The organism is Idiomarina sp. 28-8 (assembly GCF_000320945.2).
GTDB classification, from domain to species: domain Bacteria; phylum Pseudomonadota; class Gammaproteobacteria; order Enterobacterales; family Alteromonadaceae; genus Idiomarina; species Idiomarina loihiensis.
On sequence record NZ_DF266791.1, the window covers coordinates 85,974 to 100,457 of the forward strand.

The following is a 14,484-nucleotide window of genomic DNA, read 5'->3' on the forward strand; positions in this document are numbered from 1 at the left end:
CTATGTAAACTATAAGCTGCCAAGTGTTTCATTTAACACTGAACAAGGACGCATTGCTGCTGAAACCTTATCTGTATTTGGCTTGTAGTAACCGCCAATGTCTACTTTAACGCCCTGAATTTCGTTCAGCTCGTTGATAATCGCCTGCTCGTTACCAGACAGTTTTTCATACAACTTACTGAAACGCTCTTTCAGCTCAGCGTCATCGTTCTGGTTAGCCAGTGCTTCTGCCCAGTACATAGCCAGGTAGAAGTGTGAACCCCGGTTATCAATTTCACCAACTTTACGCGATGGTGATTTGTTTTCTTCCAGGAACTTAGCTGTTGCCACATCTAAGCTGTCGGCCAACACTAAAGCACGTTTATTATCAAAGGTACGGCTTAGGTGCTCAAGAGAAGCAGCTAACGCCAAAAATTCACCTAAAGAGTCCCAACGTAAGTGGTTCTCTTCTACAAACTGCTGTACGTGCTTAGGCGCTGAACCGCCGGCACCGGTTTCAAATAAACCACCGCCGTTCATTAACGGAACAATAGACAACATTTTCGCTGAGGTGCCCAGTTCCAGAATTGGGAACAGGTCAGTCAGGTAGTCACGCAGTACGTTACCGGTAACAGAAATTGTGTCTTTACCTTGTTTCACACGCTGTAGGGTGTAGCGAGTGGCTTCAACCGGAGCCATGATCTGAATGTCCAGACCATCAGTGTCGTGCTCTTTTAAGTACTCTTCCACTTTCTGAATCAATTGAGCATCGTGGGCACGGTTGCTGTCTAACCAGAATACCGCCGGCATACCGCTTAAGCGTGAACGATTAACTGCTAGCTTAACCCAGTCGCGAATCGGTGCGTCTTTCACCTGACACATGCGCCAGATATCACCTTCTTCCACGTTGTGTTCGAAAACAACATCACCGGCTTTATTATACACTTTGACAACACCGTCAGCCGGAATTTCAAAAGTCTTATCGTGCGAACCGTACTCTTCTGCTTTTTGCGCCATTAAGCCAACGTTAGGCACTGTGCCCATAGTTGACGGATCAAAGGCGCCGTTTTCACGGCAAAAGTCGATGGTTTCCTGATAAACGCCAGCATAGCTGCGATCCGGGATCATTGCTTTTGCGTCTTGCTGGCTATCGTTGGTATCCCACATTTTACCAGAGTCACGGATCATCGCTGGCATAGATGCGTCGATGATGATGTCACTTGGGACATGCAGGTTAGTGATACCTTTGTGCGAGTTCACCATAGCCAGTTCAGGCTGCTTCGCGTAAACCGCGTTCATGTCTGCTTCAATAGCATCGCGTTGCTCTGCAGTTAGCTTGTCCAGCTTGCCATAAAGGTCACCAATACCGTTGCTTGGGTCAAATTCAATCTCTTTCATTAAATCGGCGTGTTTTTCTAAAACATCTTTATAGAAAACACGTACCGCGTGACCAAACATGATTGGGTCAGAGACTTTCATCATGGTGGCTTTCAAGTGCAGTGACAGCAATACGCCCTGCTCTTTTGCCGCTACAGTTTCTTTTTCAAAAAACGCCTGTAGTTGTTTTTTGCTCATAGTAGCTGCGTCAACTACTTCACCAGCCAATACTGGTACAGATTCTTTCAGTACTTTTTGCTCACCATTATTTTCAAAAACAATCTTGAAGGTGTCATCGCTGGCAGACGTCACAGACTTTTCACTACCGTAGAAGTCACCTTCATTCATGTGAGCAACGTGTGACTTGGAGTCTTTAGACCATTCGCCCATACGATGCGGGTGCTTCTTCGCGTAGTTTTTTACAGCGCTTGGTGCGCGACGATCAGAGTTACCTTCGCGCAGCACAGGGTTGACCGCACTGCCTTTCACTTTGTCGTAACGCGAACGAACGTCTTTTTCTTCATCAGTTTGTGGATCAAAGGGGTAATCCGGCAGTTTGTAGCCCTGATTTTGCAGTTCTTTGATGCAGGCTGTCATTTGCGGAATAGACGCGCTGATATTTGGCAGCTTAATAATATTGGCTTCTGCGGTTTTCGCCATTTCACCCAGTTCAGCTAACGCATCTGACTGACGTTGTTCTTCGGTCAGGTACTCCGGAAACTGCGAAATAATACGACCAGCCAAAGAAATATCACGAGTCTCAACTGAAACACCTGCAGCTTTAGTAAAGGCTTCAATAAAAGGCAGAAACGAATAGGTTGCAAGACGCGGCGCCTCGTCCGTTTCAGTATAAATAATCTTTGCTTTATCAGTCGACATAGTCATTCCTATTTATTGGACCAAAGTAAAAATTGCTTCATTTACTTACATAGTTTTGTCGCGCAGATTATAGAGGATCTGCCCTTTAATTACCATTCGCCAATGTTTTCCATGGAGGTCCACGGCTCTTCCGGCGGCAAGCTATCACCCTTCTGTAATAGCTCAATGGAGATATTGTCCGGTGAACGTACAAACGCCATATGGCCGTCTCGCGGTGGCCGGTTGATAATGACACCGTTATCCATCAGCTTTTGGCAAAGCTCGTATATATTCTCAACCCGAAAAGCTAAATGGCCAAAATTACGGCCGCCGCGGTAAGTTTGTGGATCCCAGTTGTAGGTAAGCTCCAGCATGGGAGCCTGATCTTTCTTCGCTCTTTCAATGTCAGCCGGCGCTGCTAAAAAAACCAGGGTGAAACGCCCTTTTTCTACCTCCTTGCGGCTGACTTCCTGCAAACCGAGTAAATCACAGTAGAAATTTAAAGATTGTTCCAAATCATGTACACGCACCATCGTATGTAAATATTGCACCGCTAATCTCCTGTTTGTTCAATTAGAGCTTCTGCACCACGCTCAATAAGATCGACACACTCTTCGCTTCAAAGTACGGATAGGACGCCTGCAATGGTTCATCAATATTTTGTTCACTTTCCAACCTTTTCTTGATTTAAATTAAAGATGCATTTAATATGTATGTATTGAAATGCATTAGGAGTGCTTCTGATGAAACCACGTAAACTTCTACAAACCTCTAATGCCTCTATGGGGGTGTTTTTATTGCTTTCAATCGTTGTTTTTTATCTGGCCTGGTTTCAGGAAGAGAACTTACCTTTGATGCTGCTCGTTTTTTTGTATTTATCACAAGTGATCTTAGCCGGTCTATTTAAAGTGGCGTATGTATTCAGACTAATTGCGCAGAATCAGCTAGGTGAAGAGCTTAGATAAACTGGTTGGTCAGCTTCTTTCGTTCACGCCAGTCCGGGAGAAATTCATCCATCAAGGCGTAGAAGCGCGCGTTGTGATAACGCTCGAACAGGTGTGTAAGTTCGTGAACTAGCACGTATTCCAGGCACTCGACCGGTTTTTTAACCAGTTCTAAATTTAGCCATATTTTTTTGCTGCGTATGTTGCAGCTACCCCAACGGGTTTTCATTGCCCTGATGCCAAAGCTATTACTATATGCTCCCATTCGCGGTTGCCAGATATCCAGTAAAGCTTCAACTTCCCGGGTAATTTGCTCACGATACCAGCGATCCATAATCTTTTTACGTTTATCAGCATTGTAATGTGGCAGAGAAACCAGTTGTAACTGCTCACCCTCAAATTTCACTGAGGCTCCGCGCTTTTTAACTGCAACATCCAGTGTGTGACTTTTACCCCAAAGCTTGTGTTCCTCTCCTGATACAAACTGAAGTTCTGGCCGGCTTGGTTGTTTAGCAATTCGTTGGCGTTGCTTTATCAGCCAGTCATGGCGTTCAAACAGCCAGCGTTCAATTTCATTTAGCGAGCACTGCTTAGGAGCTGAGACTTCAACATCGCCTGAAGGCGCACGCACCCTTAAATACATATTTTTTATGCGCTTACTTTTAACCGTAACAGGAATATCGTTAATAAGAAGTTTTGCGCTGTATAGGCTTTTACTTTCTTTCGACATCTTGCTGAGCCACGATCAGTTGTTTTAATTCGCGAATTTCCTGTTGCAAATCGCTTATAGTAGGTTCTTTGTCCACGAAGCCCTCACCCAAGCCGTCCTCAGTAAGTTCAATTTTCCGGCTCTCTTTATCCATGACGTTAATCACAATACCAATAACCATATTCAAGAACGCAAAAGCGGTCAGGAAAATAAAGGTCATATAGTAAATCCAGCTCCAGCCGTAAACTTCCATGGTTTCGTACTGAATGTCTGTCCAGTCCTCAAAAGTCATCACCCTGAACAGCGTGAGCATTGAAGTCGCAATGTTGTCCCATAGAAACGGATTAATATCGGCGAACAAGTAGCTGCCAACAGCCGCATAAATATAGAAGATAATGAACATGAGCAAGACCACGTAGCCCATCTGAGGCAGTGCTTTTAACAAAGAATTTATTAACGTTCTTAGCTCTGGAATGATGGATATCATACGAAGTACCCGGAAGATTCGAACCAGTCGCGCCAGCAAAGCCAGTTCGGAATCATTAATGGGTATTAGACTGACCAACACAACCAATGTATCGAACACATTCCAGCCGTCTTTGAAGAACGCCTTTTTATTATCTTCAGCGATAAAACGGATGGTTATCTCAATTAAGAAAAATAGCGTAATGAAAAGATCTAAACCGACGGTCAGGCTGTTAGCGAAAGCAGGCAATTCGTAGGTTTTCGCACCAATTTCCAACGCCGAAATGATGATCACCGCCACAACCAGTGTTTCAAAAAGCTTATTACTTTTCAGTAAGAATAACTGTTTTTTAATGTTTTCGTACATAAACTGACGGCTCAGAAAAAGAGTAAGTACAAGACAACCGCTAAAACGAAACGGTAGATAACATAAGGCCACATACCAAAGGCATTCAGCCACTTAAGGAAAAAGTGAATAGCCGTAATGGCGGTTAAAAAAGACACAATACCGCCAACTAAAAAACCTAACCAATCTACGGCTATAGACTCTGAAGCTATGGTTAATAACTTTACCAAAGCCGCCGCCGCCGTAATTGGAATGGCCATAAAAAATGAAAACTTTGAAGCTGATTCCCGGTTTAGCCCTAAAAACAACCCGGCGGTTATGGTTGCTCCAGAGCGAGAGGTTCCCGGAATAAGCGCTACAGCCTGAGCAAGACCAACAATAATCGCGTCTTTGAAACCAATATCCTGCAAAGTTCTGCTGCCCCGGGCGAATCTATCTGCAGCAGCCAAAAGTACAGCAAACACAACCGTAGTGGTTATGATAACTCCTACGGCCCTTAGCGCAGTATCTATGTAATCCAGTAACAATATTCCGGCAATGCAGGCAGGTATAGTTCCGACAACAACAGCCCAACCTAATCGGCTTTGTCCAACATGCTGGCGTGCCGCAATAGAACGAAGTCCGTCAATAAAGAGTTCACTGACATCTTTGCGAAAATACAGAATTACGGCGAGTAAAGTACCGACATGAACAGCAAGATCAAAGCCGACACCCTGATCGTCCCAGCCGGTAAGTATAGGCATTAAAATTAAGTGAGCAGAGCTGGATATTGGAAGAAATTCGGTTATTCCCTGGATAATGCCCAGGATGATCGATTGTAAGAAATCCATTAAAAATGCTCGCCTTCATTCTGCCCAAATAGAAAGCGAGCATTATAGTCAGTTTCGTCCTTAGAACGAAAGTAACATTAAGCGATTAGGCGCCACATTTACCTTCTTCTGACTTTTCACCTTTTTTCTCAGACTTTTCATGTTTCATTTCGTCACCACGCTTTCCTTCGCCGCATTTGCCCTCTCCACACTTGCCTTCCTTAGCTTTGTCTTTCATATCTCTTTTATCTTTCATCTCTTCAGATTTTTCTTTCTTCTCTTCGCCACATTTACCTTCGCCACACTTCATTTCCTGTGGTTGAGACATTTCGTAGCCAGATGACAGTTCTGTGGCTTCAAAGGGATTTGCCTGAGCAGCCCCCATACTCATTGCTGAAGCGACGGAAAGAGCCGATGTAATTGCCAGAGTTTTCGATGTCAGTTGTTTCATAATAATCACCTGAATTTGGTTGCCAGAATCTCTTTAACTGTAGTTTATATTTACAATAAATAGACAATTATTTACACATTATTAACGCAATATTATGTCGTGCAAAGTGCGAATCACATTCTCGCCTTCATTGTCTGCGACAAGAAAGCATAAGTTATGTTCGCTGGCTCCCTGACATATTAGCCTCACTGCATAATCATTAACGGTGTTAAAAGTCAGCTGACTAATGTGTGCATCTCGCCCAATGCCGTTACCAATAATAGCAACAAGAGATAGACCTGTTTCCACTTCAACCCGACAAAATTGCTCCAGTTCTTCCAGGGCTGCTGCCGGTAATAAAGCCTGCCCATTCGCTGCACTGCCGCCTTCATCCAGAGTTAACGCAATGCTAACTTCTGAGGTGGTAACCAAATCAACACTCACGTTATACCGAGCCAGTATTTCAAAAAGCCTTGCGAGGAAGCCGCTTGCATGCAACATATTCAGGCTATGAACAGTCACTAAAGTCTGGTCACGGCGCAGCGCAATAGCGCGAACATCGGGCCGGCTTGTCGGACTGGCAGAAATATAGGTCCCGCCAGAAAGCGCATCCTGACTGTTACCGATAAATACGCGAATGTCGTTTTTTATTGCCGGAGCCAGGCTTGATGGGTGCAATATTTTTGCCCCAAAGGTGGCCAGCTCCGCTGCTTCAGAAAAGCTCATTTCCGCTATAGCACGTGCACTGGGGCAGATTCGGGGATCGGTAGTATAAATGCCCGCAACATCGGTCCAAATTTGTAAATCCGTTGCATTAAAGCCTGCCGCTAAAAGCGCCGCACTGTAGTCACTTCCACCGCGGCCCAGAGTCGTTGTCTGGTTATTTTCATCAGAACCAATAAATCCCTGAGTTACCCGCACACATCCGGACTCAAGCTTTTGTTTCTGCTCCAGACAATGAGATTTTGTAGTCACTTCATCTGGCTGAGCGCGGCCAAAATCACTGTTGGTTTTAAGTAGCTGCCGGGCATCGAGAGTACTGGAGCGCAGTCCCTGCTCAACAAGTAATGAGGAAAATAACAGGCTTGAGCAACGTTCACCAAAGCTCAGCAACTCATCTCGCCATGAAGCTCGGCCTTCTGTGGTTTTTTGGCAATGAAGCGCGAGTTTATGGTGCAGTTGCTCTAATGATTTTTGCACCTGGCTGGCATTTTTGAGCTTTTTCTGAATAGCGAAATGAATCTCGTAGATCTCATTTAATAGCTTTTCTACCTGCATTCCCTGTTGGGCTGCTATCGCTACTAAACGGTTAGTCACACCCGCACAGGCACTGACAACCACCAGACGGATAGATGGATTACTTTGAATAATTTCAGCACAACGGAGCATTGAAGCGTAATCAGCGACGCTTGTACCTCCGAACTTTGCAACGGTAAAAGTCACAGTTTTCTCCCGAACAAAACAACAAAAGTGTTCGGAGAACTTAGGCTTTGCAGAAAAAATATCAGTAGCTGGATTTAGCCACTAATGGGGGGACGCAAACACCAGAAGCTCTCCACCTTAAAGGTGACAGTTGCGGGTGTTCAAACCCTGCAACCGGCAACATTGCGCCAAAATGACAATATTACCTCGGCGTGACATCCCCTCTCTTTCGACTTAAATCTGGCTTTGGCGGCCTAAGCTCAAAAGTCCCTGATGTACGCACCTCTTCTCGGCCTGAATTAGACCACGCCAAATAAAGCGCGGTCAATTCATTTGCGATTTAAGACTGTTTTAATGTGTCCATATCAATAACGAAACGGTATTTCACATCGCCTTTTTTCATACGTACAAAAGCTTCGTTAATATTCTGGATATCAAGCATTTCCACATCGCAGTGGATATTGTGCTCCGCACAGAAGTCCAGCATTTCCTGAGTTTCAGGAATACCGCCAATTAAAGACCCTGCCAACACCCGGCGTTTCATTACCAGAGCTCCGGCTTGCAACGCTGGGTCTACAGGTTCCAGTAAACCGACCAGAATATGAGTGCCATCAACTTTAAGACAGTTAATATAAGGGTTTAAATCATGTTGCACCGGTACGGTATCCAACAAGAAATCAAAAGTCTCAGCGGCCGCTTCCATTTGCTCATCGTCGGTTGAGATGATGACATTGTCTGCGCCCTGCCGTTTTGCTTCAGCAACTTTGCTTTCCGAACGGGTGAAGATAGTGACTTCGGCACCCATGGCTTTGGCGAACTTGACGCCCATGTGACCCAGGCCACCCATGCCAATAACGCCCACTTTATGCCCTTCTTTTACACCAAAGTGACGCAGTGGAGAGTAAGTGGTAATGCCCGCACACAATAACGGTGCCGCTTTTGCCGGATCGAGTTTTTCCGGCACTCGCACAACAAAACGGTCACTGACCACTATTTTTTCTGAGTAGCCGCCGTAAGTTACGCTTTTATCATGTAGATCTTCACCGTTGTAGGTTGGAACCATTCCATTCAGACAGTACTGCTCCAGCCCCTGCTCACATGAAGAGCACTCGCGACAAGAGTCAACCATGCAACCAACCCCAACCGAGTCTCCTACTTTAAACCCCTTCACGTTGTCACCGACAGCCGTGACTTTGCCGATAATCTCGTGCCCCGGCACGACCGGATAAATGGTTCCACCCCAGTCGTTTTCTGCATAATGAATATCGGTATGGCATACGCCACAGTAAGTGATATCAATAGCAACATCGTCGCTACGCAGCTCACGACGTTCTATTGGGTGAGGCGCTAACTCAGAAGTTTCCGATTGTGCGGCATAGGCTTTGGTCATTTGTTGCTCCTTTCATTTGATTTATCACACTAATGTACTCATCAATTCATTTTTTAGATTGTAGTCCTTTTGAGTTATTGCAACCCAGTCAGGGACAACATACCATTCAAAAATGCTGTTCAATAATTGAAGACCTATGAAGTATCACTTTTCCTTACTGCTGGTTACCCTGTTTCTGTCTCTGAAGGTATCAGTGGCGGCAGCTTTTGTTGATGAAAATAGTGCAGAAAATGAAATACGTCCACTGAGCGACTATTTGATTCGACACTGGGAAACCCGCGATGGTTTGCCTCACAACTCTATCAACGAAATTATTCAAGATGATAAAGGCTATTTATGGTTTGCTACCTGGCAGGGGCCGACCCGCTTTAACGGCCGTCGTTTTGACATCTATGATAATTTACGCGAGACCGGATTACCCGATATAGGTATGTACACCTTAGCCTATAGCCCTTGCGATGGCAGCGTTTATGTTGCCGGTAACCGCGGCGGTATTGCCCGTTTTTATGATGGCCACTGGCAAACGCTTCAGTCAGCTCCTCCTTTTGTCAACGATTTAGCCATTGATAGAAACTGTAATCTCTGGGTCTCCACCTCAACGCTTGGCATACTTGTTTATAAAAATAATGAACGTATTGCTCAGTTCACCACCGAACATGGTTTAGATTCCATGTTCATTTTTGACTCTTTTGTTGATTCCGATGGAAACCTATGGGCCGCAACGAATAAAGGTTTGCAGGTTAAAAAGGCGGGTAAATCGAGGTTTATCGATATAACAACGATTCCAGAGGACGTTATCATCACTTTATTCGAGCTAAACGATAACCGTTTACTCGTCGGTACAGAGAAAGGCCTTTATAAACAGGTTAATGATACCGAGTTTGAACCTTTTAAACCTGAAATTGACAGCAGAATAAGCACTATTTTCCAGACTGCCGACGACCAAATTTGGTTAGGAACCTATCAGGATGGACTGCTAAGAATAAATCAATCGGGTATCGAAAGACTTAGCACTAAACAGGGCTTACCTAATAACCACGTACTCGACATTATTCAAGACAAAGAAGGCAGCTTTTGGGTAGCAACACACGGCGGTCTAGTGCAGTTCAGAGACTCCTTATTTGCCTCTTATACGACTAAAAATGGCCTTACAGGAGACTACGTCAGAGCAATAGCTGAAAATAAGGATGGCGCAATTATTGTAGGCTCCAGTGTTGGAGTATCTGTTATTGATGAATTCGATATCTCTCCGCTGGCTGCAGACACCCTATTAAGCAATTTGTCCGTATTGTCTCTGGCTTATGACGATGAGCAAAAACTCTACATTGGCAGTTACACTGACGGTCTTTATATCTGGGATGGGGAAAACATTACCAGACATTTCACTAGTGATGGCTTGCTCCAATCAAATGAAGTGCGGCAAATTGCAGTCGATGAGCAACTCGGAATTTTTCTAGCCACACCAAATGGCGTCACCCATTTGTATCAAAATACGCAAAGCACTTGGGTATCGCAGCATATCCCTTTAGAAGATGTACTGTCTAATGACTTTGTCATGGCACTGTATTTGGATAAGAACGAAAAACTTTGGGTCAGCTCCGGCGCCGGTGTCGCTCAAATAGAAATTGTCGCCAAAGAAGAGGGTTTTAATTATCAAATAACCCCCATTGACTTAACTCACCTTAATAATGCGCAACTCGCTTTTCATATTACGGAACGGGGCGACTACCTCTGGCTTGCAACCGACCGTGGACTTATTGTTCACAATATCAATAAGAATAGTTGGCAAATTTTTAATCGTGACACAGGGCTTCCTTTCGATAATTTTATGTCCGTTGCTTTTGACGGCGATGGGAACCTTTGGCTTGGTTCAAGCCGGGGGCCTATCATGGTGGAACACGACTCATTTACAGAGGTTTTAAACGGGCAAGCAGACACGCTCGACTTTCAGCGCTATACCGAAGTTGATGGTCTTGAAAGTGCTCAAATTAATACGGGCGGCCCTTCAATTCTCGAAAGTTCCGATGGACGCATCTGGCTGGCGACAAGCAAAGGTATTTCGGTCGTCGACCCAAATACCATCACCGAAATTGGTAACCTCCCTCCGGAAGTCAATATTGAATCGGTAAAAGCAGACAATGAACCGGTCATTTTTGGCGAAGAGTTGAGCGCAGATACTGATCGTATTGTATTTGAGTTTGTTGCTCCCGGTTACCTTATGGCTGAACACATTGATTATCAGGTACGCTTAGAAGGTTTTGACGAAGACTGGGTGGATAAAAACTCATTCAATTCAGTTGAATACACGACTTTGCCGGTCAAAGACTATGTTTTTCAGGTAAGGGCAAGATACCCCGGAGGCCAGTGGAGTCAGCCCGACTATTTTTCATTTCGGCAGTCCGCTCATTTTTGGATGCAACCCTGGTTCTGGATTATTGCCTCTTTAATCACTGCCCTGCTGGTTCTGGTTATCGTTCGAGCGCGCCTTAATCAATACAACAGAACCCGTTTGCAACTCGAACAAATGGTCAAAGAGAAAACCGCCGACCTGGAAACCATGGCTCGACAAGATCCCTTAACTAACCTGGGGAACCGCCGAGCCTTTGATGAGCGGTTGCAGCATGAACTTAATCGTTGTCGCCGCGACGGAACCTATTTAAGCCTGGCTATTATTGATGTCGATTATTTTAAAGAGGTTAATGACCGCTATTTGCATACTATCGGTGATAAAGTGCTTATTCGTCTGGCCGAAACTTTAAATGATGAAATACGCGACATAGACTACGTTGCCCGCTGGGGTGGCGAAGAATTTGCGGTTCTCATTACCAACTCTGAACTGGAAATTGCCAGAGAAGCCAGTGAGAGAATGCGCGAACGTATTGCTACAACCCTCTTTGATGACTTGGTTGAAGATATGAAGATTACCGTTAGTATTGGCGTAGCCAGCAGCTACGACTATGCTGACCATTCAAGTTTACTAGTTGCTGCAGATAAAGCTCTGTACCAGGCCAAGAGTGAAGGCCGCAACCGTGTGGAGTCAAAACCATGAGTGAAGAAGTAGAGAAAATTCAGGTTAAGGCGTTTTTAGATAACGACAGCGAAACTTTCAGCTATGTAGTTTACGATTCAGAAAGTAAAGACGCCATTGTTATTGATCCGGTGCTCGACTTTGACTATGCCTCCGGGAAAACCTATACCGAAGGTGCTAACCGTATTATCGAGTTTGTAAAAAACAATAAGCTTAATGTTGCTTGGTTATTAGAAACTCACGCTCATGCTGATCACTTAAGCTCGGCGCCTTATTTAAAAGAACATCTTCAGGCACCTATTGCTATTGGTGAACACATTACAGAAGTGCAGAAAACGTTTAAGCAGGTTTATAACCTGGATAAAGAGTTTCTCCCTAACGGCGAGCATTTTGACAAACTTCTGCAAGATGGTGAAACCTTTCACCTTGGGTCAATGACAATTCGGGTGATACATACACCGGGACACACACCCGCAGATATCGCCTACGTAATTAATGAAAACAAAGTGTTTGTCGGCGACACACTTTTTAACCCCGATGTTGGCACTGCCCGATGCGATTTTCCGGGTGGCAGTGCCAATACCCTCTACCGTTCTATTCAGAAATTATTTGAATTGGAAGACACCACCGAAGTGTATATTTGCCACGACTACCCGCCGGAAGAACGTCAGCATCAATGTAAAACGTCGATAGCGGATCAAAAGCAAAATAACATTCATGTCGGCGGCAAAGCCACTGAAGACCAGTTTGTGAAATGGCGTGAAGAACGTGACGCGACGCTAAATATGCCCCGACTCATTATCCCGTCAATTCAGGTAAACATTCGCGCCGGACAGCTTCCACCGGCAGAAGATAACGGCACTGTTTATCTGAAGGTTCCACTGAATCGCTTGTAATCAGCAGGTATTTAACATGATAAAGAAAACCACTCTCGCTATTTCATTGTCGCTGCTTATGGCCGGTTGTGGCCAACCCCAGCAAGCAGGACAAAACGCTGAATCACAAAAGAGTACAATCAAACAAACGTCTCAAACAGAGCAGTTAAAAGAGATTTATAATAACTACTTTGATGAACAACTGCAGCTAAACCCTTTATTAGCTACTTACATTGGTGATGACCGCTACAATGACCAGTTACCTAATTTTTATTCTGAAAGTCACCGGACTAGCTCTCTCCAGTTAGAAACTCGCTATCTAGAGCAAGTTAAGAAGATAAACGCAGAGCAATTACCACGCGCTGAAAGAATCAGCTACGAAATCTTTAAACATAACCGCGAGTTAGCCATTGAGGGAGCTCAATACCCTGACCACCTGATACCTATTAACCAGTTTTATAATATAGCCGGACAACTTGCGATGCTGGCATCAGGTACTTCAGCACAACCTTTTGATACAGCCGAAGATTATCGTGCCTGGGCCAGTCGCATGGAGAAAATCCCAAGACTGTTTGATCAGGCCATTGAGAACATGAAAAAAGGCGTTGAACAGGATATTGTTCAACCCCGGGTGTTAATTGAAAAAGCCATTCCTCAAATTGAGGCTCAAATTACAGAGGATGTCACCGAGAGTATTTTCTGGCGACCTGTTACTGAGTTACCAGACGACATTGCAGACACCGATGCCGATGCTATTCGTAAACAGTACCGCGACATTATTACCAATACGGTCATCCCCGCTTACCAGAAGCTGAGCGATTACCTGAGTAACGAGTACTTGCCGGAAACTCGCACCGAGAGCTTTGGTCTGGGGCAACTCCCCGGCGGCAAGGGCTGGTATGACTATCAAATAAAAGCCAATACATCGACAGAGCTCAGTGCTGATCGCATCCATAAAATAGGTAAAGACGAAGTTTCCCGTATTCATGATGAAATGCGCGACATTATGGAAGAAACGGAATTTGAAGGCGATTTACAGTCGTTCTTCGATTTCATGACCAACGACGAGCAATTCATTTACGAAAGCAGAAATGAAATGCTGGAGGATTACCGTTCTTTACGCGGTTCCGTTGATAATACCGTGGATAAATTGTTTGATATCTTCCCTCAAGCCGAATACGAAATTCGTAAAGTTGAAGAGTTTCGCGAACAATCGGCGAGCTCAGGGTCTTATCAGGCAGCCCCTACAGATAATTCACGTCCGGCCATTTTCTACCTGAACACTTACGACTTATCGTCTCGTCCCAGTTGGGCTAAAACCGCGCTGTTTCTGCACGAAGCCGCTCCAGGACACCACTTCCAGATTTCGATACAACAAGAACTGGAAGACTTACCCAAGTTTCGTAAGTTTGGCCGGGAAACTGCCTATACCGAGGGCTGGGGGCTTTATTCTGAATCTTTGGGCTACGACATGGGACTTTATAATGACCCATACCAACGTTTTGGTCAGCTTGCGGCCGAACTCTGGCGCTCTATTCGGCTAGTAGTGGATACCGGTATTCATGCAAAAGGCTGGAGCCGTCAGCAGGTATTGGATTACATGTACGACAACGCACCGGTAGCCGAAGCAAGAGCGGTGTCTGAGGCAGAACGTTTTATGGCACTGCCGGGACAAGCGCTGGCTTACAAAATTGGGCAGCTAAAAATTAGTGAATTGCGTCGCGACGCAGAGAGAAAGCTCGGTGAGAACTTTGATATAAAAGCCTTCCACCGAGTGGTACTAGAGGACGGAGCTGTTCCGCTTACCGTACTTGAGCGTAAAGTGAAACGTTGGGTTGCCCAACAACTATAA

The 14,484-nt window shown here is 45.0% G+C and carries 12 protein-coding genes and 1 riboswitch; of the genes, 4 read left to right on the forward strand and 8 right to left on the reverse strand.

All coding sequences use genetic code 11. From position 1 onward, the window contains the following. Nucleotides 1–9: 9 nt before the first annotated feature. The gene (locus RJ32_RS08310) at nt 10–2,235 is read right to left on the reverse strand and encodes an NADP-dependent isocitrate dehydrogenase (protein WP_034821168.1); all 2,226 of its coding nucleotides are present in this window, start codon (nt 2,233–2,235) and stop codon (nt 10–12) included. Nucleotides 2,236–2,324: 89 nt separating this feature from the next. Beyond that, nucleotides 2,325–2,765 (reverse strand): VOC family protein, encoded by a 441-nt coding sequence (locus tag RJ32_RS08315; RefSeq protein ID WP_034821171.1) that lies wholly within the window; start codon nt 2,763–2,765, stop codon nt 2,325–2,327. A gap of 192 nt (nt 2,766–2,957) precedes the next feature. Here RJ32_RS08315 and RJ32_RS08320 point away from each other — a divergent pair, with 192 nt between their 5' ends. Continuing rightward, the gene (locus RJ32_RS08320; protein ID WP_034821175.1) at nt 2,958–3,179 is read left to right on the forward strand and encodes a hypothetical protein; all 222 of its coding nucleotides are present in this window, start codon (nt 2,958–2,960) and stop codon (nt 3,177–3,179) included. Here the strand turns inward: RJ32_RS08320 and RJ32_RS08325 are convergent. The 6 genes from RJ32_RS08325 to RJ32_RS08350 all read right to left on the reverse strand — a co-directional run bounded on the left by RJ32_RS08325 (nt 3,172) and on the right by RJ32_RS08350 (nt 8,729). After that, on the reverse strand, nt 3,172–3,888 hold the full coding sequence (locus RJ32_RS08325) for a M48 family metallopeptidase (protein WP_034821178.1): 717 nt from the start codon (nt 3,886–3,888) through the stop codon (nt 3,172–3,174). The genes RJ32_RS08320 and RJ32_RS08325 overlap by 8 nt on opposite strands. After that, nucleotides 3,872–4,699: an ion transporter gene (locus RJ32_RS08330; RefSeq protein WP_034821181.1), complete on the reverse strand. Its 828-nt coding sequence runs from the start codon at nt 4,697–4,699 to the stop codon at nt 3,872–3,874. Before RJ32_RS08330 ends, RJ32_RS08325 begins: the two co-directional genes overlap by 17 nt. A gap of 11 nt (nt 4,700–4,710) precedes the next feature. Next, nucleotides 4,711–5,508, reverse strand: coding sequence for an undecaprenyl-diphosphate phosphatase (locus tag RJ32_RS08335; RefSeq protein WP_034821184.1), 798 nt, complete (start codon nt 5,506–5,508; stop codon nt 4,711–4,713). A gap of 85 nt (nt 5,509–5,593) precedes the next feature. Further along, nucleotides 5,594–5,938: a hypothetical protein gene (locus tag RJ32_RS08340; protein WP_011234684.1), complete on the reverse strand. Its 345-nt coding sequence runs from the start codon at nt 5,936–5,938 to the stop codon at nt 5,594–5,596. A gap of 81 nt (nt 5,939–6,019) precedes the next feature. Further along, nucleotides 6,020–7,360, reverse strand: coding sequence for a lysine-sensitive aspartokinase 3 (gene lysC, locus RJ32_RS08345; RefSeq protein ID WP_034821188.1), 1,341 nt, complete (start codon nt 7,358–7,360; stop codon nt 6,020–6,022). Nucleotides 7,361–7,457: 97 nt separating this feature from the next. Next, nucleotides 7,458–7,635: riboswitch (Lysine riboswitch) on the reverse strand. Between the two features lie 44 nt (nt 7,636–7,679). Next, nucleotides 7,680–8,729: an NAD(P)-dependent alcohol dehydrogenase gene (locus RJ32_RS08350; RefSeq protein WP_011234686.1), complete on the reverse strand. Its 1,050-nt coding sequence runs from the start codon at nt 8,727–8,729 to the stop codon at nt 7,680–7,682. 136 nt (nt 8,730–8,865) lie between these two features. Between RJ32_RS08350 and RJ32_RS08355 the strand changes: the two genes are divergently transcribed. From RJ32_RS08355 to RJ32_RS08365, 3 genes are read left to right on the forward strand one after another with little or no spacing between them, the layout of a single operon-like run. After that, nucleotides 8,866–11,778 carry a diguanylate cyclase gene (locus RJ32_RS08355; RefSeq protein ID WP_034821191.1) on the forward strand — a complete coding sequence of 971 codons (2,913 nt, stop codon included), beginning with the start codon at nt 8,866–8,868 and terminating at the stop codon, nt 11,776–11,778. Continuing rightward, complete coding sequence (locus RJ32_RS08360) at nt 11,775–12,653, forward strand: MBL fold metallo-hydrolase (protein ID WP_034821194.1); 879 nt, start codon at nt 11,775–11,777, stop codon at nt 12,651–12,653. The genes RJ32_RS08355 and RJ32_RS08360 overlap by 4 nt, the downstream gene beginning before the upstream one ends. Before the next feature lie 16 nt (nt 12,654–12,669). Beyond that, complete coding sequence (locus RJ32_RS08365; protein WP_034821197.1) at nt 12,670–14,484, forward strand: DUF885 family protein; 1,815 nt, start codon at nt 12,670–12,672, stop codon at nt 14,482–14,484.

Bases quoted from the DNA above. Each gene is read 5' to 3' on its own strand.
- RJ32_RS08310 (WP_034821168.1), bottom strand. From the start codon at position 2,235: ATGTCGACTGATAAAGCAAAGATTATTTATACTGAAACGGACGAGGCG.
- RJ32_RS08320 (WP_034821175.1), top strand. From the start codon at position 2,958: ATGAAACCACGTAAACTTCTACAAACCTCTAATGCCTCTATGGGGGTG.
- RJ32_RS08325 (WP_034821178.1), bottom strand. From the start codon at position 3,888: ATGTCGAAAGAAAGTAAAAGCCTATACAGCGCAAAACTTCTTATTAAC.
- RJ32_RS08330 (WP_034821181.1), bottom strand. From the start codon at position 4,699: ATGTACGAAAACATTAAAAAACAGTTATTCTTACTGAAAAGTAATAAG.
- RJ32_RS08335 (WP_034821184.1), bottom strand. From the start codon at position 5,508: ATGGATTTCTTACAATCGATCATCCTGGGCATTATCCAGGGAATAACC.
- RJ32_RS08340 (WP_011234684.1), bottom strand. From the start codon at position 5,938: ATGAAACAACTGACATCGAAAACTCTGGCAATTACATCGGCTCTTTCC.
- RJ32_RS08350 (WP_011234686.1), bottom strand. From the start codon at position 8,729: ATGACCAAAGCCTATGCCGCACAATCGGAAACTTCTGAGTTAGCGCCT.
- RJ32_RS08355 (WP_034821191.1), top strand. From the start codon at position 8,866: ATGAAGTATCACTTTTCCTTACTGCTGGTTACCCTGTTTCTGTCTCTG.
- RJ32_RS08360 (WP_034821194.1), top strand. From the start codon at position 11,775: ATGAGTGAAGAAGTAGAGAAAATTCAGGTTAAGGCGTTTTTAGATAAC.
- RJ32_RS08365 (WP_034821197.1), top strand. From the start codon at position 12,670: ATGATAAAGAAAACCACTCTCGCTATTTCATTGTCGCTGCTTATGGCC.